The organism is Nocardioides bruguierae, assembly GCF_023656415.1.
In the GTDB taxonomy this organism is placed as follows: domain Bacteria; phylum Actinomycetota; class Actinomycetes; order Propionibacteriales; family Nocardioidaceae; genus Nocardioides; species Nocardioides bruguierae.
Genome location: NZ_JAMOIL010000009.1, coordinates 145,597 through 161,952, shown reverse-complemented (window position 1 = coordinate 161,952; position 16,356 = coordinate 145,597). Strand labels below are relative to the sequence as shown.

15 protein-coding genes are annotated in these 16,356 nt (G+C 74.2%); 14 read left to right on the top strand and 1 reads right to left on the bottom strand.

Annotated elements, in window-relative coordinates:
- The first annotated feature begins 1 nt into the window (after window position 1).
- The 9 genes from M8330_RS08625 to M8330_RS08585 all read left to right on the top strand — a co-directional run bounded on the left by M8330_RS08625 (window position 2) and on the right by M8330_RS08585 (window position 7,962).
- Window positions 2–1,372, top strand: coding sequence for a M20/M25/M40 family metallo-hydrolase (locus M8330_RS08625; RefSeq protein WP_250827008.1), 1,371 nt, complete (start codon window positions 2–4; stop codon window positions 1,370–1,372).
- Window positions 1,369–2,826: an MFS transporter gene (locus tag M8330_RS08620; RefSeq protein ID WP_250827007.1), complete on the top strand. Its 1,458-nt coding sequence runs from the start codon at window positions 1,369–1,371 to the stop codon at window positions 2,824–2,826. The genes M8330_RS08625 and M8330_RS08620 overlap by 4 nt, the downstream gene beginning before the upstream one ends.
- 19 nt (window positions 2,827–2,845) lie before the next feature.
- The gene (locus M8330_RS08615) at window positions 2,846–3,127 is read left to right on the top strand and encodes a hypothetical protein (RefSeq protein ID WP_250051205.1); all 282 of its coding nucleotides are present in this window, start codon (window positions 2,846–2,848) and stop codon (window positions 3,125–3,127) included.
- Between the two features lie 89 nt (window positions 3,128–3,216).
- Window positions 3,217–3,615: a hypothetical protein gene (locus tag M8330_RS08610; protein ID WP_250827006.1), complete on the top strand. Its 399-nt coding sequence runs from the start codon at window positions 3,217–3,219 to the stop codon at window positions 3,613–3,615.
- Window positions 3,615–3,974 carry a hypothetical protein gene (locus tag M8330_RS08605; RefSeq protein WP_250051209.1) on the top strand — a complete coding sequence of 120 codons (360 nt, stop codon included), beginning with the start codon at window positions 3,615–3,617 and terminating at the stop codon, window positions 3,972–3,974. Before M8330_RS08610 ends, M8330_RS08605 begins: the two co-directional genes overlap by 1 nt.
- Before the next feature lie 30 nt (window positions 3,975–4,004).
- Window positions 4,005–4,580, top strand: coding sequence for a DnaJ family domain-containing protein (locus tag M8330_RS08600; RefSeq protein ID WP_250827005.1), 576 nt, complete (start codon window positions 4,005–4,007; stop codon window positions 4,578–4,580).
- A gap of 87 nt (window positions 4,581–4,667) precedes the next feature.
- Window positions 4,668–5,774, top strand: a complete 1,107-nt coding sequence (locus M8330_RS08595) for an HpcH/HpaI aldolase/citrate lyase family protein (RefSeq protein WP_250827004.1) — start codon at window positions 4,668–4,670, stop codon at window positions 5,772–5,774.
- Window positions 5,775–5,776: 2 nt separating this feature from the next.
- On the top strand, window positions 5,777–6,643 hold the full coding sequence (locus M8330_RS08590) for an HpcH/HpaI aldolase/citrate lyase family protein (RefSeq protein ID WP_250051214.1): 867 nt from the start codon (window positions 5,777–5,779) through the stop codon (window positions 6,641–6,643).
- A 38-nt stretch (window positions 6,644–6,681) separates the two neighbouring features.
- A complete protein-coding gene (locus tag M8330_RS08585) occupies window positions 6,682–7,962 on the top strand; it encodes an RDD family protein (RefSeq protein ID WP_250051216.1) in 1,281 nt (426 codons plus the stop codon).
- A 97-nt stretch (window positions 7,963–8,059) separates the two neighbouring features.
- On the opposite strand, the gene M8330_RS08580 is transcribed toward M8330_RS08585, so the two are convergent.
- Window positions 8,060–8,377, bottom strand: coding sequence for a peptide methionine sulfoxide reductase (locus M8330_RS08580; protein WP_250827003.1), 318 nt, complete (start codon window positions 8,375–8,377; stop codon window positions 8,060–8,062).
- A 57-nt stretch (window positions 8,378–8,434) separates the two neighbouring features.
- On the opposite strand from M8330_RS08580, the gene dtd reads away from it, so the two are divergent.
- The 5 genes from dtd (at window position 8,435) to M8330_RS08555 (ending at window position 16,127) form a co-directional block, all read left to right on the top strand.
- The gene (gene dtd, locus M8330_RS08575) at window positions 8,435–8,866 is read left to right on the top strand and encodes a D-aminoacyl-tRNA deacylase (protein ID WP_250827002.1); all 432 of its coding nucleotides are present in this window, start codon (window positions 8,435–8,437) and stop codon (window positions 8,864–8,866) included.
- A gap of 145 nt (window positions 8,867–9,011) precedes the next feature.
- On the top strand, window positions 9,012–10,319 hold the full coding sequence (locus M8330_RS08570; RefSeq protein WP_250827001.1) for a choice-of-anchor P family protein: 1,308 nt from the start codon (window positions 9,012–9,014) through the stop codon (window positions 10,317–10,319).
- A 141-nt stretch (window positions 10,320–10,460) separates the two neighbouring features.
- Window positions 10,461–11,234, top strand: a complete 774-nt coding sequence (locus tag M8330_RS08565; protein ID WP_250051223.1) for an IclR family transcriptional regulator — start codon at window positions 10,461–10,463, stop codon at window positions 11,232–11,234.
- On the top strand, window positions 11,231–12,190 hold the full coding sequence (locus tag M8330_RS22410; protein ID WP_250827000.1) for a DMT family transporter: 960 nt from the start codon (window positions 11,231–11,233) through the stop codon (window positions 12,188–12,190). The genes M8330_RS08565 and M8330_RS22410 overlap by 4 nt, the downstream gene beginning before the upstream one ends.
- Window positions 12,191–12,308: 118 nt before the next feature.
- The gene (locus M8330_RS08555; RefSeq protein ID WP_250826999.1) at window positions 12,309–16,127 is read left to right on the top strand and encodes a heterodisulfide reductase-related iron-sulfur binding cluster; all 3,819 of its coding nucleotides are present in this window, start codon (window positions 12,309–12,311) and stop codon (window positions 16,125–16,127) included.
- The last annotated feature ends 229 nt before the right edge of the window (window positions 16,128–16,356 follow it).

The following is a 16,356-nucleotide window of genomic DNA, read 5'->3' as shown; positions in this document are numbered from 1 at the left end:
GGTGAGCTCCGCGGCCCCCTCCACCCCCGGCGTGCACGAGACCGACGAACCGGCCGCGCTGGCGGCGCTGCGGGCGCTGGTCCGCGTGCCGACGGTGAGCCGTCGGCCGCCCGACCGGATCGAGGACGGCGTGCTCGCCCGGCTGCACGCGGTGCTCGCCGAGCACTTCCCGCTCCTGCACGCCGCCGCCGAGGTCATCGGCCTGGACGACGGCGCGCTGCTGCTGCACTGGCGGGGCCGCTCCGCCGCGCGGCCCGTGGTGCTCATGGCCCACCTCGACGTGGTGCCGCCCGGCGAGCACTGGACCCGCGACCCGTTCGGCGCCGAGCTGCTGGGCGGCCCGCAGGACGGCACCGTCTACGGCCGCGGCGTGCTCGACGACAAGGGCAGCGTCGCGGCGATCTGCTCGGCCGTCGAGGAGCTGCTCGCCGCCGGCCACGAGCCCGCGCAGGACGTGTGGCTCAGCTTCGGCAGCAACGAGGAGGTCTCCGGCACCGCCGCCGCGGCCGCGGTCGTGGAGCTGCGCCGACGCGGGGTCGAGCCGTGGATGGTGCTCGACGAGGGCGGGGCCGTGGCCGGTGGCACGTTCCCCGGCGTCGACGTGCCGGTGGCGGTCATCGGGGTCGCCGAGAAGGGCACCACCTCGCTGCGGCTGGTCGCCAGCGGCGGGGGCGGGCACGCTTCCACCCCGAGCCGGGGCGGCGCGACGGCCCGCCTGGCCAAGGCGGTGCTGGCCCTGGAGCGGCACCCGCTGCCGGCGCGCCTGGGCGACGTCACCGTCGAGACCTTCCGCCGGCTGGCCCCGCACGCCCGCCAGCCGGTCGGTGCGCTGATGGCGCGCGCCGGCAGCGCGCGTCCCGCCGTGGCCCGGGCGCTCGCGGCCCTGGGCGGCGAGCCCGCCGCCCTGGTGCGCACCACGATGGTCACCACCACCCTCAGCGGCTCCCCCGCCCTCAACGTCGTCGCCAGCGAGGCCACCGCCGGCGTCAACGCCCGGATCGCTCCCGGCGAGAGCGTCGCCGACGTGGTCGCGCACGTGCGCTCGGTGGTGGGCAAGGGCATCGACGTGGAGGTCGTCGAGAGCGGCGAGCCCAGCCCCCTCAGCCCCTGGGAGGACGAGGCGTTCGCCCTCCTCGAGCGGGGCGTGGCCGAGGTCTTCCCCGACGCGGTGACCACGCCCTACGTCGTCCTGGCCGCCACCGACGGCCGGTTCCTCGCCGAGATCTGCCCGCGGGTCTACCGCTTCGCCCCGTTCCGCATGTCGAAGGCGCAGCGCGCCACCATCCACGGCCCCGACGAGCACCTGCACGTCCCCGACCTTCTGGACGGCGTGCGCTTCTACCGCCGCCTCCTCGAGGAGCTGCCCGCGTGAGCACGCCCACCGCCCCTGCCCGCCCCGGAGCCCGGGCCGCCCAGTCGCTGGGGGCCGTCGTCGGGTTCCTCGTGGCGGTCGAGCTGGCCTCCGGCGTCCTCCAGGGCTACTACACGCCGATCTACAGCGACATCGCCGACCGGCTGGCCATCAGCGACGCGGACGTGAACTGGTTCGAGGCCGCCCAGCTGCTGGTCTCGGCGCTCTGCGTGCCGCCGCTGGCGCGGCTGGCCGACGTGTGGGGCCACCAGCGGGTGCTCGTGCTGGCCACGGCCGTCACGGCGCTCGCCAGCTGGGCGGTCGCGTTCGCCCCGTCCTTCGGCACCTTCCTGGTGGCCTGGGCCCTCCAGGGGTTCTACGTGGTCTGGCTACCGCTGGAGGTGGCGATCATCCACCGGCGGACGGCGGGCACGGGACGCCAGGACGTGCTGACCCGGCGCGCGGCGGCCGTGCTGGTGGGCGCCCTCGAGGTGGCCGTCATCATCGGCGCGCTGACCTCCGGCGTGCTGGTCACCGCCATCGGCATGACCGGCCTGCTGGCGCTGCCCGCGGTGGTGGTGACCCTCGTGCTGGTGGCGATCTGGTTCGGCGTGGAGCACGTGCCGGGCGAGGCCCGCGGCGGGCACGACCTCGGTGGCCTCGGCCTGCTGACCACGCTGCTGCTGCTCGTGATGGGCGGCCTGATCGCCCTGCGCCTGCTCGGCCCCGCCTCGCCGTGGCCCTGGCTCCTGGTGGCGGTCGGCCTGGGGCTCCTCGTCCCGTTCGTCCGCCGCGAGCGCGGGCACCGCGAGCCGATCGTGGACGTGCGGCTGCTGGCCTCGCGGGGGCAGTGGCCGGTGCAGCTGACGGCGTTCCTGTTCGGCATGTCCGTGCTGGGCGCCCAGATCCCGCTCTCGACCTTCGCCCGCACCGACCCGGCCGTGGCCGGCTACGGCCTGGGGGCGGACGCCGCGTTCGTCTCGGTGCTGATCGGCGTCTACGTGCTGTGCATGGCCGCCGGGGCGCTGACCCTGCCGCTGACCACCGCGCTGCTCGGCCCGCGCGGCTCCCTGGTGGCCGCCGCGGTGCTGGTCGCGATCGGCTACGGCCTGTTCGTGCCGCTGCACGACGGCAGCGTGCAGGTGCTGGTGAACATGGGCGTCGCCGGCCTCGGCTCGGGGGCGCTCGTCGCGGCCCTGCCCGCGGCGGCGGCCGCCGCTGCGCCGCCGGGGCGCACCGGTTTCGCGACCGGGATGACCAACGCGACCAAGACTGTCGGTGGCGCCATCGCCTCGGCCGTGTTCGCCATCGCGCTGGCCTCCACGGGCTCCCTCGAGGGGCCGGACCTGGGCCACGCGGCGCTGGCGGGCTACCTGGTGGTCTGGTCGGTGTGCGCCGTCGCGGCCCTGCTCGCCGCCGCGTCGCTGCTGCTGCTCCCGACCCGGGTCGTCGAGAACACCGCCGCCGGTCAGTGAACGGGAGTACCGTTCTCGTGTGTTCCGGTTCGTGTCCCTGACCCAGCTGGCCGCGGGCTGGGCCGTGGGCCTGCTGCTCGCGGTCGCCGGCACGACCATCTTCTGGGGCGACCGCACCTCCGAGTTCGGCTTCCTCACCGCCGTCCTGGCCATGCCGCTCCTCGGCAGCGGGGCGCTGGCCGGCATCGCCTTCGTCGCCGGGCCGTCGCGCGCGTCCTGGGCCTCCCTGGGGCTGGCCGCCGCGGCCTTCGTCCTCGTGCTGGTGGCCTGGTCGGTGCTCGCCACGCAGGTGACCGCCTGAGCGCGGACCGACCTCACGAGCACGCCGGTTCACCGGCTGTTTCGCCGCACCCCGGTGCGCGCGCGGCGGATCCGGGTCACACTGGTCAGGTGGAGACTGACGAGACGGACGTCCTGACCAGCCCCCGGCCGCCCGCGGAGAGCGGCACCACCACCGCGTCCCCGGACGCCAGCGGGTGGGCGACCCGCCTGGCCTGGATCGGGGTCGCCGTCGGCACCCTCACCTACCTCGGCACCGTGCCCTGGGCCTACGTCGGCACCTTCGGCACCGAGTCGCTGGACCCGTTCGCGTCCATCGCCGCGTGGATCGTCGGGGTCCCGGCCCTGCTGGCCCTCGCCCTGCTCAGCGCGCCGGCGATGGCGCTGCGCACCCGGGCCCCGCGCACGGCGCTGGTCATCGCCGTCGTCGCCCTCGTCGTGCACGCCTTCCCCGCCGGCGCCCTGCTCCTCATCGGCGGCGGAGAGGTCCTCGACCTGCTGAGGCTGTGATGACCCCGTCCCTCGCCCCGCCGGCCGACGCCGCCACCGGCCCCGCGCCCCGCCGCAGCACCGGCCCGTTCCGCTGCGTCCTGGCCGCCAGCCTCCTGGTCGCCGGTGGCCTGGTGCCGTGGGCGGTCATCGGCGCCCTCGCCGAGGGCCTCGACGGGCTGGCGCTGTACCTCGCCGTCGTGATCGCCGTGGCCGACGTGCTGCTCGTCGGGTCGCTGACCGGCCTCGGGTGGTGGCTGCGGAGGCGGGCGCCCCGCACGGGCACCGGCCTCGTGGTGGCCACGGCGCTCGCCCAGCTGGCGCTGGCCGGGCTGCTGTGGACCGTGAACCTCGGCGCTCTCCTGTCCGGGGGCTGGTGACGGCTCGTAGGCTGAGGGCGAGGTGATCGCATGAGCCAGCAGCAGCCGCACAGCGAGATCCAGCGCGCCCGGGACGAGGCGGAGCGGCGCAAGCGCAGCCAGGAGTCCCCCGCCGCGGCCCGCATCGCCAACCAGGCCTCCTGGGTCGACGAGCAGCTGCGCGTCGCCATGGCGCGCGGCGACTTCGACGACCTCCCCGGGGCCGGCAAGCCGATCGAGGACCTCGGCGAGCAGCACGACCCCGACTGGTGGGTGAAGAAGCTGGTCGAGCGCGAGCAGATCACCGGCGTGCTGCCGCCCAGCCTGCAGCTGCGCAAGGACGACGCCCTGCTGGACCGCGAGCTGGACCGGCTGACGGTCGAGGCCGAGGTCCGCCGGGTCGTCGGGGAGTTCAACGAGCGGGTGCTGCGAGCCCGCTACACGGTGCAGGACAACCAGCCGCCGCTGGTGACGCAGCTGCGGGACGTGGAGGCCACCGTGCAGGCGTGGGCGCAGCGCCGGGCGCTGCGGCTGGAGGAGGCCCGGGCCCGCGTCCGCGAGGGCGCGGCGACCCCGCCGTCGTCCCGGCCCCGCTGGTGGCGGCGCCGACGCGGTGGGCAGGCGTAGGCGTCAGCCGGCGGCGCCTGAGGCAAGGCACGCGCGTGTCGGGTAGGTCATAGGGGCCGGGTGTGACCGCTGCTACGTTCCGCAACCATGTCGCACCGTAGCGCCAAGGACTTCTTCCGCCCCCTCGCCGTGGGCGCGCCCGCGCCGGCCCCCGAGGTGCCCGCCCGCCCGAGCCGGGCCATCCACTTCTTCGACCCGAGCAACGCCAAGATGGCGGCCAAGGTGCCCGCGATGGTCGGCACCGTCGACGTGCTGCTCGGCAACCTCGAGGACGCGGTGAAGGCCGACAACAAGCTGGCCGCCCGCGAGGGCCTCGTGCGGATCGCGCAGGACACCCCGACGCTCGGCGGGCCGGACTCCCCGACCCAGCTGTGGACGCGGATCAACGCGCTCGACAGCCCGTGGGCGCTGGACGACCTGCTGACGCTGGTGCCCGCCATCGGCGACCGGCTGGACGTCGTGATGGTGCCCAAGGTGCAGGGCGCCGAGGACATCCACTACGTCGACCGCCTGCTCGCCCAGCTCGAGGCGAAGGCGGGCCTGACCCGGCCGATCCTGGTGCACGCCATCCTCGAGACCGCCCGCGGCGTCGCCAACGTGGAGGAGATCTGCGGGGCATCCCCGCGCATGCAGGGCCTCTCCCTCGGCCCGGCCGACCTGGCCGCGGACCGCCGGATGAAGACCACCCGCGTCGGCGGCGGCCACCCCGGCTACCTGGTGCGGCAGGACCCGGTCGGCGGGAACGTCACCGGCGAGCGCTCGATCTTCCAGCAGGATCTCTGGCACTACACGATCGCCCGCATGGTCGACGCCTGCGCGACCCACGGGATCTACCCCTACTACGGCCCGTTCGGCGACATCGCCGACGTCGTGGCCTGCGAGGACCAGTTCCGCAACGCCTTCCTGCTGGGCTGCGTCGGCACCTGGAGCCTGCACCCCCAGCAGATCGCGATCGCGAACCGGGTCTTCTCCCCCAGCGTCGAGGACGTCGCGCACGCCCGCCGCGTCGTCGCCGCCATGGGCGACGGCACCGGAGCGGTGATGCTCGACGGCAAGATGGAGGACGACGCCTCCCTCAAGCAGTGCCTGGTGATGGTCGAGCTGGCCGAGCAGCTGGCCGCGATCGATCCCGACCTGAAGGCGCTCTACGACGCCATCCCCGCCGACGGCTCCGAGACCGGCCAGGAGGCCTGAGCATGACCGAGATCAGCGTGCTGCGCAGCGTCCTCTACATGCCCGGCTCCAACGCCCGGGCGCTGGAGAAGGCGAAGACCCTCGCCTGCGACGGGCTCATCCTCGACCTCGAGGACGCCGTCGCCCCCGACGCCAAGGAGGACGCCCGCGCGGCCGTCTGCGCCGCGGCCGCCTCGGGCGAGTACGGGCGACGCACCGTGACCATCCGGGTCAACGGCCTCGGCACGGCCTGGCACGAGGCCGACCTCGCGGCGGCCGCCGCCGCGGGCCCGGATGCCGTGGTGGTGCCCAAGGTCAGCAGCGCCGCCGAGGTGCTCGCCCTGGTGGACGCCCTGGAGCGCGCCGGGGCCCCCGAGCGCACGCGCCTGTGGGCGATGATCGAGACCCCCACGGCGGTCTTCGACGTGCGGGCGATCGCCTCCGCGTCCCCCCGCCTCTCCGCCCTCGTGCTCGGCACCAACGACCTGGTCAAGGAGCTCTACGCCGAGCACGTGCCGGGTCGGGCGCCGCTCACGACCGCCCTCTCCCTCAGCGTGCTCGCCGCCCGCGAGGCCGGGGTGCAGGTCCTCGACGGGGTCTTCAACGACACGAAGGACGAGGCCGGGTTCCTCGCCGAGTGCGCGCAGGGTCGGCAGATGGGCTTCGACGGCAAGACGCTCATCCACCCCAGCCAGGTGGCGCCCGCCAACGAGACGTTCGCGCCCTCCCCCGAGGCCGTCGAGGACGCCGAGGGGCTGATCGCCGCGTTCGAGGCCGGCGCCGGCTCCGGGGTCGTGACCTACCGGGGCAAGATGGTGGAGAACCTGCACGTCGAGTCGGCCCGCCGCACGCTGGCGGTGGCCGAGGCGGTGCGGCTGCTCGCCGAGTGACCCCCGCGGCCCCCGCCGAGGCGCTACCGTGCGGGGTTATGGCAGCCCCGGGCTCGGAGGACGCCGGTAGGGCCGGCTTCCTGCACCGGCTGACCGGCGGCGTCACCGAGCGCGTGGTCAGCGTGGTCGACCCCAACCTCGTGCTGGAGCAGATCGACCCCGACCTGCTGCTCGACCGGGTCGACGTCGACGCCCTGCTCGACCGGGTGGACGTGAACGCGCTGCTGGACCGCGTCGACCCGGACCTCCTCCTGGACCGCGTCGACCCGAACCGGCTGCTCGACCGGGTGGACCCGAACCGGCTGCTGGACCGGGTCGAGCCCGACGCCCTGCTCGACCGCGTCGACCCCGACCGGCTGCTCAAGCGCGTGGATGCCACGGCCCTGGTGCGCAGCGTCGACCTGGACGCGGTGCTGGCCGACGTCGACCTCGACGACGTGCTGGCCCGGGTCGACGTCGACGCCCTGGTGGCCCGCGTGGACGTCGCGGCGATCCTCGCCCGCGTGGACCCGAACCTGCTGCTGGAGCGGGTGGACCTCAACGCGGTGCTCGAGCGCGTCGACCTCGAGGCCGCGGTGCGCCGCTCCGGCGTCCCCGACCTCATCGCCGACAGCACCCAGCACCTCGCCGGCTCCGCGATCGACCTCGCGCGGCGCCAGGTGGTGGCCCTCGACGTGATCGTGGACCGGGTCGTCGACGGTGCGCTGCGGCGCGAGCCCGGGTCGGCCCCTGCGGGCCCGCCCCTCCTGCTCGACGGGGAGGACGGGGTGGACGAGGCGCAGCGACCCGGTCGCCGGCGCTCGGTGACCGGCCACTACGCCGGGCCGCTGAGCCGGCTGCTGGCCGCCGGGCTCGACGTGGCCGCCGTGACCACGTCCTACACCCTCGGCGTGGCGGGCATCGGGTTCCTCACCCAGGTCTTCCTCGGGATCTCGCTCGGGGACACCCTCGGCGACGCCCAGACCCGCTCCCCGGTGGCGGTGACGGCCCTGCTGCTGTGGGGCGCGGTCTACCTGTTCACCAGCCTCGCGGTCGCGGGGCGCACCCCGGGCAAGGCGCTCGTGGGCCTGCGCGTGGTGGCGGCGGACGGCGGCGTGCTCACCGTCCGCGGCGCCCTGGTGCGCACCCTGGTGCTGCCGGTCAGCACCCTGGGGCTGGGGATCGGCCTGCTGCTCGGCCTGGTGCAGCGCCAGCACCGCACCCTGCACGACCTCGCGGCCCGCACCGCCGAGGTCTACGACTGGGGCGAGCGCGCCGCGGAGCTGCCCGGCCCGCTCTCCGCCTTCCTGGAGCGCCGCGGCCCGGGCTGGGACGCCTGAGCGTCGTCCGCGGGCCTCTGACAACCCCCCGGCCGGACCGAACCGGCCCGCAGGCCGCCGCGGGACGGTGTGGCCACCACGACCCGAGCGTGGTGAACTACGTCACATCGGCGGCGGCTCCGCCGGTCATCCCCCCTGCCGACGGAGCCGCCACCGGCACCCAGCCCTCGAGGAACGCCACGACCTCCTCGGCGGGCATCTCGCACGGGCGGAACCGCTCGACGCCGTCGTCCGGCACGTACACGTTGGCGCTCACCAGGCCCGTGCCACCCAGCTCGTGGGCCAGCACCTTCTGCGAGCGGCCACCGACCTGCACGCTGCGGGTGACCGACCAGCGCCGGCCCCGGTAACGCACCTCGCTCCAGCCCAGCGGCAGCCGGGCGAGCAGGTCGGAGACGGGCGTCGGCGCGGGCACGCCGACCACGGTAGGCCCGCCACCGGCCGCGGACGCCCGGCCCGGCAGGATGACGGCATGCGAGCCGTCGTCCAGCGCACCCTCTCCGCCTCCGTGACCGTGGCCGACGAGGTGGTCGGGCGCACCGACGAGCCGGGCCTGCTGGTCTACCTGGGCGTCACCCACGACGACGGCGAGGCGGACGTGGCGTGGCTGGCGCGCAAGGTCTGGGAGCTGCGGCTGATGCGCGAGGAGCGCTCCGCGGCCGACCTGGGCGCCCCGGTGCTGGTGGTCAGCCAGTTCACCCTCTACGGCGACGCCCGCAAGGGTCGCCGTCCGTCGTGGGGCGCCGCCGCCCCCGGCCCGGTCAGCGAGCCCCTCTACGAGGCCTTCTGCACGGCACTGGCCGACCTGGGCGCCCACGTGGAGCGCGGACGCTTCGGCGCGGACATGCAGGTGGCGTCCGTGAACGACGGCCCGATCACGCTGATCCTCGACAGCCCACGCTGAACCGGTACGGACCGGGCAAAAGTTCTTTACCGACATGGCGTAACTCTCAGTTAAATCTGCCGTTGGGCCTTCCAGTGGGGGAGCCGCGACCGTGGCTTCTCCCTCCTGGGAGGGGGGCCCGGGGAACCCCAACCGAGGAGAGCTCATGTCCCCCCATCACATGACCGCCCGTCGGCCCGTCCGTCTCAGCACCGTCGTCGCAGGGGTCGCCTCTGCCGCCCTGGGCGCCACGCTGGCCCTGGCTCCGACGTCCGCTCAGGCTCGCGTGGACGACGAAGGCACCCCCACCCCGTTCGCCATGAAGGCCAAGGGCTTCGGCACCACGGTCATCGGCGACCAGATCCCCGCCGACTCCCAGAAGACCGGACGCAGCGTCGTGTCCTGCACCTCGATGGCCGGTGTCGGCAACCGCAACTTCGTCGCCGAGGCCGAGCTGCCCGAGGACGTCGCCACCGTGCGCGGCGTCGCCTCCCACAGCCGCACCCTGCGCAAGCCCAAGAAGGGCATCGTCGCCACGGTCTCCCGCGAGCGCGTCGCCGAGGTGGTGCTCGCCCAGACCGAGCTGGGCACGCTCTCCATCCAGGGCCTGCGCTCCACCGCGACCGCCCAGCACGGCCCCGACGGCTTCCGGGCCATCACCGACAACCAGATCGGCCGGATCGTCCTGACCCCCGCCCTGGGCGACCCGGTCGAGATCGAGATCCCCGACGCCGACACCCCCATCACCATCCCGGGCCTGGCGACCATCGAGCTCGGCCGCAACGTCACCAAGCAGAGCAAGCGCGGTGCCTACGCCTACTCCGTGGCCGCGAAGATCACCGTGATCCCCACGGGCACCAAGGTCTTCGTCGGGCGCACCACCGCCCAGATGGACCGCGGCGTCATCAACGGCGTCTTCGAGGGCTCCGCGGCCGCGGTCAAGGCCAACGTCCTGGGCGACCTGCTCCAGGTCGGCCGAGCCGTCAACCAGGTGATGCCGTGCGCCGGCACCGAGGGCGAGGCCCAGAGCAACGCCGCCGCCGACACCACCGGGATGCTCCAGGCCCAGGGCCTCGACGTCGGCGCCGCGAAGGTCTGGCAGCGCGGTGACCAGAGCCGCCGCAAGACCGCCGGCATCGAGCGCAGCCAGATCGCCGACCTCACCCTCGGCCCGATCACCGTCGACGCCATCAAGGGCGCCGTCCGGGTCGCCCGTCTCGCCGACGGCACGCTCAAGCGCAACGCCAGCACCCAGGTCATCGGCTTCTCGATGGACGGTGAGCAGATGGCCCCCGAGGACCTGAACAACCAGGTCGTCGAGATCCCCGGTGGTCTGCTGAAGATCCAGACCAACGTCGTCAAGCGCTACCCCGGAGGCATCCGCCTGGTGCCGCTGCGGCTCACGCTGCTCGACGGCACGGACATCGACTCCGTGGTCGACCTGGGCTTCTCCCGCCTGGCCATCGTCGACTGACGCACCACCTCCACCGTCGAACCGGCTCCATCCCCCCCTTTCCGCCGGTTCGCGGTCTCCCAGCAGGCCCGGTCCCCCACCCCCCGGGGACCGGGCCTGCGCCTGTCCGGACCTCCCCGCCCTCTCGGGCAGACTGACCGCGTGCCCCAGGTCCCCGCTGCCACCCGGACGCTGCGGGTCCTGCGCTACCTGGCCACCCGCCCCGCGCCGGTGCCGCTGGCCGACATCGCCCGGGCGTGCGACCTGCCGCGGTCGTCCGCGTACCACCTGCTCACCGCCATGGCCGACGAGGGCTTCGTGACCCACCTGGCCGACGAGCACCGCTGGGGCCTCGGCGTGGCCGCCTTCGAGGTCGGCAGCGGCTACACCCGGCAGGAGCCGCTCCAGCGGATCGCCCGGCGACCGCTGGCCGCCCTCGTGGACGAGACCGGGCAGAGCGCGCACCTCGCGGTGCTGCACGGGCGGGACGTGCTGTACCTGCTGGAGGAGCGCGCGCCGGGGCGCCCGCCGCTGGTCACCGACGTGGGCGTCCGGCTGCCGGCACACCTGCCGGCCTCCGGCCGCGCGCTGCTCGCGGCGCTGCCGGCCGCGCAGGTGCGGGCGCTCTACCCCGACCGCGACGCCTTCGTGGACCGCACCGGCTCGGGTCCCGCCTCCCCCGGCGCGCTGCGGGCGCTGCTGACCGACACCCGCGCCCGCGGCTGGGCCGAGGAGGAGGGCGAGGTGACCGCCGGGCTCGCCGGCGTCGCCGCGTCCGTGCTGGACCACAACGGCCTCCCGGTGGCCGCCATCGCGCTGACCTACCCGGCCGGCGAGGAGTCGGCGGCCGACCTGGCCGCCGGCGTGCTGCGGACCGCCCACCTGCTGACCCGTCGGCTCGGGGGCCGTCCGCCGACCCCGATACTGCCCGGGTGAGCTCCCCGCCCCGGTCCTCGGCCGGCCTCGTGCAGGTCTGCCTCGCCGGCGTGCTGTGGGGCACCGGCGGCCTCACCGTGACGCTCGTGCGTGAGCGGGCGCCGATGAACGTGGTGACCGCCAGCGCCTGGCGGCTCGCGCTGGCGGCCCTCGTCCTGCTGGTCGCGGTGGTGGCGGTGCGCCAGGGTGGTCAGCTGTTGCGCCTGCTGCGGGAGCGGCCGGGCGCGGTGGCACTCGTGGGACTCTCCACGACGCTCTACCAGACGCTCTACTTCGCGGCCGTCGTGCTCGCCGGGGTCTCGGTGGCCACGGTGATCAGCCTCGGGCTGGCTCCCGTGCTGCTCACGGTGGTCGAGGCGGTCCGGCACCGGCGTCCGCCCGACCGCTGGGCGGTGGGCACGGTGACGGTGGCGCTGGTGGGCCTGCTGCTCGTCTCCGCGACCGGGCACGGCGCCGCGGCTACCGAGGGCGGCGCGCGGGTCCTGGGGGTGCTGCTGGCGCTGGCCGCGGGCGCGGCCTACGCGTTCGCCACCGACCGCGCTGGCCTGCTGGCCGGGGCCGCCGCGCCGCTGCCGCTGACCACCGCGACGACCGGGATCGGTGCCGTCGTCCTCGTGCCCGTGGCGCTGCTGACGCCGGGCCCGCACCTGACCGGCGACCCGGGCGCCCTCGCGCTGCTGGTCTACCTGGGCGTGTTCACCATGGCGCTGTCCTACGCCCTGCTCTACGCGGGCCTGCGGACGACGACGGGGTCGGCGGCCGTGGTCGCGACCCTGCTCGAGCCCGTGACCGCCGCGGTGGCGGCCGCCCTGCTGCTCGGCGAGCGGCTGGGCCCGGCCGGCTGGGCGGGCACCGTGCTGGTGCTGCTGGCCGTGGCCGGGCTGGCCCGGGTGGAGCCGCGCGCGCAGCCCGTCGCTCCCCCGCCGGGAGGCGACAGGGAAGTTACCGCCAAGTAGGATCTTCCCCACACGTCAGGGCCTGCCCTGTGGCCCGCGCCACGCCTAGGCTCCGACGAGCGCCCGTGTCCCCCGACGGACGTCGGGCGCGCACCGAGGAGACGAGGAGCACCGCTACATGCAGACCTTCGCCATCGTGGTCGCGCTGGCCCTGACCGTCGTGACCGTGGTCGTGGTCGCGCGCGCCGTGTCCCGGATGGTCGCCACCATCCGCATCGGCCAGGCCACCACCGGCCGCACCGACGAGCCCGGCAAGCGCACCGTGACCCTGCTGAAGGAGTCCGTGCTGCACACCCGGATGCTCCAGTGGCACTGGGTCGGCATCATGCACTGGTTCGTCTACGCCGGGTTCATCGTGCTCTCCGGTGCCGTGGCGACCGGCTTCGTGCAGCTCTTCGACCCGCACTTCGTGCTGCCCCTGATCGGGCACTTCTTCCTCTACGAGTGGCTCAACGAGGCCCTCGGCGTGCTGTCGACGATCGGCATCGTCTTCCTGATCGTCTACCGGCAGAAGCACCACCCGCGCAGCCTCGGCCGGCGTTCCCGGTTCTTCGGCTCGACCGCGTGGCAGGCCTACTTCGTCGAGGTCATGGCGCTGCTCGAGGGCGCCGCGATCCTCTTCATCCGCGGCGCCGAGTACAACCTCGGCCAGGCCGAGGGCGAGCACCTGGAGGACTTCAGCCGCTTCCACTTCCCCGTCTCCTCCTACGTCGGCGACGCCCTCTTCGCCCAGGGCCCCGACGCCGTCGGGACGCTGGAGAACACCGTCATCGTCATCGCGCTGATCAAGGTCGTCCTGGCCCTGGTCTGGCTGCTGGTGATCGCCTCGAACCTGACGATGGGCGTGGCTTGGCACCGCTTCACCGCCTGGTTCAACATCTGGTTCAAGCGCGAGGCGGTCGGCCGCGACACCGACGGCGCCACCACCGCGCTGGGCGGCCTCAAGCCGATGACCGCGAACGGCAAGGCCCTGACCCTCGAGGACCTCGAGGAGATGGACGAGGAGACGGCGCTGGGCGTCGGCAAGGTCGAGGACTTCTCCTGGAAGGGCATCCTCGACTTCACCACCTGCACAGAGTGCGGACGCTGCCAGAGCCAGTGCCCGGCCTGGAACACCGAGAAGCCGCTCTCGCCGAAGCTGTTCATCACCGCGATGCGCGACCACGCGTACGCGAAGGCGCCCTACCTGCTGGCGGACGAGTCCGAGCGCGAGGCCATGCTGGCCGCCGACCCGGAGCTGGCCCGCGAGGTCGAGAAGGCGCTCGTCGGCGAGACCGGCGGCACCTTCGAGGGCCACGAGACCTCCACCGAGGGAGGCGACTGGTTCTACAACCCGCCCGGCATGGACGCGGTCATCGACCCCGAGGTCCTGTGGAACTGCACCTCCTGCGGCGCCTGCGTGCAGCAGTGCCCGGTCGACATCGAGCACGTCGACCACATCGTCGACATGCGCCGCTACCAGGTGCTGGTCGAGTCGAACTTCCCGCCCGAGCTCAACGGCCTGTTCAAGGGGCTGGAGGGCAAGGGCAACCCGTGGAACATGTCGGCCCAGGGCCGCCTGGACTGGGCCAAGGACCTCCCCTTCGACGTCCAGGTCGTCGGCGACACGATCGAGAGCCTGGACGAGGTCGACTGGCTGTTCTGGGTCGGCTGCGCCGGCGCCTACGAGGACCGCGCCAAGAAGACCACCCGCGCCGTGGCCGAGCTGCTCGACATGGCCGGCGTCTCCTTCGGCGTCCTCGGCAACGGCGAGACCTGCACCGGCGACCCGGCCCGCCGCGCCGGCAACGAGTTCGTCTTCCAGGGCCTGGCCGCCCAGAACGTGGAGACGTTCAAGGAGTACCGGGTGAAGAAGGTCGTCTCGACCTGCGCCCACTGCTTCAACACGCTGAAGAACGAGTACAAGGACTTCGGCATCGAGCTCGAGGTCGTCCACCACACGCAGCTGCTGAACCGCCTCGTGCGCGAGGGCAAGCTGACCCCCGTGGGTGGCGGCGCGGCCACGCAGAAGCGCTCGATCACCTACCACGACCCCTGCTACATCGGTCGCCACAACGGCGTCTACGAGCCCCCGCGCGAGCTGCTCCAGGTGCTGCCCGGCACCGAGTTCAAGGAGATGCCCCGCAACTCCGAGAAGTCCTTCTGCTGCGGCGCCGGCGGTGCCCGCATGTGGATGGAGGAGAAGACCGGCTCCCGGATCAACCTCAACCGCACCACCGAGGCCGTCGAGACCGGCGCCGACCAGATCGCCGTCGGCTGCCCCTTCTGCCGTGTGATGCTCTCGGACGGCCTGACCGCCAAGCAGGCCGCGGGCGAGGCACGCGAGGAGGTCGAGGTCCTCGACGTCGCGCAGATGCTGCTCGCCTCGGTGAAGGGGGACACCCCGGCCCCGGTCGCCGCTGCTGCCACCGCGGCCGCCCCTGCGGCGCCGGTGGAGGAGCGGGCCGAGCCCGCTCCCGGCGACGTCACCGCGACCGCGTCGACCGTCACCGAGACGCAGGACGTCGGCCCGGCCGCCAAGGCCTCGGGCGGGGACTCGCTCTTCGACGTGCCCGACGACGCCAGCTCGCTCTTCGACACCCCGGCGGACTCCGCTCCCCCGGCCCCGCCGACCGAGGACTCCGCTCCGGTGGTCGAGGACTCCGCTCCGCCGGCCGCACCGGTGGTCGAGGAGCGAGGAGCCCCGGCGACGAGCCACGAGACCCCCGCACCCGAGGCACCCACCTCCACCGAAGCACACCAGCCCCGCACCGACGTCGACATCGACGCCCTGGACTCGCTGTTCGACGTCGAGGCCCCCGAGCCCACCACGGTCACCGCAGCCGCGGCCGCCCCCGCCGCCGCCCCGCTGGTCGAGGACTCCGCTCGGTCGGTCGAGGACGCGGCACCCGTGGCCGAGGACCCGACTCCGGTGGTCGAGGTGCGAGGAGCCCCGGCGACGAGTCACGAGACCCCCGCACCCGAGGCACCCACCTCCACCGAGGCCCACACTCCCCGCACCGACGTCGACATCGACGCCCTGGACTCCCTCTTCGACGTCGAGGCCCCCGAGCCCACCTCGGTCACCGGCACCGCGGCCACCCCAACCGCCCCGCCGGTCGAGAACTCGGCACCGTCGGCCGACCCGGCAGTCGAGGACCCGACTCCGGTGGTCGAGGACTCCGCTCCGATGGTCGAGGACCCGACTCCGGTGGTCGAGGAGCGAGGAGCCCCGGCGACGAGCCACGAGACCCCCGCACCCGAGGCACCCAGCCCCACCCCGGCAGCAGCCACGGCTCCCACGTCCACCGAGGCCCACACGCCCCACACCGACGTCGACATCGACGCACTGGACTCGCTCTTCGACGTCGAAGCCCCCGAGCCCACCTCGGTCACCGCCGCCGCGGCCGCTCCCCTCGCCCCACCGGCGGAGGAGCCGACCCCGGCGGTCGAGGACACGGGATCGTCGGTCGAGGAGCCGACCCCGGCGGTCGAGGACTCCGCTCCGATGGTCGAGGAGGTTGCGCAGCAACCGTCGCGAGACCCGGAGCCCACCCCCGCTCCGGTGGCCGCCACGGCCCCGGCGTCCACCTCGGTCGAGGCCCACACGCCCCACACCGGCGTCGACATCGACGCACTGGAGTCCCTCTTCGACGTCGAAGCCCCCGAGCCGACCACGGTCACCGCCGCCGCGGCCGCTCCCGCCGCCGCGCCCGTCGAGGACTCCGCTCCGGCGGTCGAGGAGATTGCGCAGCAACCGTCGCGAGACCCGGAGCCCACCCCGACGGACGAGCCGACCGACGAGCCCGAGAGCGAGCCCGAGACCGAGTCGGCGCAGCAGGAGCAGCAGCCGGCTGCGTCCGAGCCCACCCCCGCGGCCCCGGTGGACGCCTCGGAGGCTCACCAGCCCCGCACGGACGTCGACATCGACGCCCTGGACTCGCTCTTCGACATCTGAGTCCCACCCCCGCACCGGCGGTGGCCCAGCAACCGATCTCTCCCGCAGATGGGTTGCCAGGCCACCGCCGGTCGCGTTCCGGCGCGATCAGCGGTGCGGAGGCAACCGAACCTGGCCACCATCCGGTTGCCAGCTCACCGCCCATCAAGCGGACGTCATCCATCTGAGGGGCACTGCGTCCGCTCCGTATGACGTCCCGAGGCAGTGGCGCGAGCGAACCTGGCGCAGG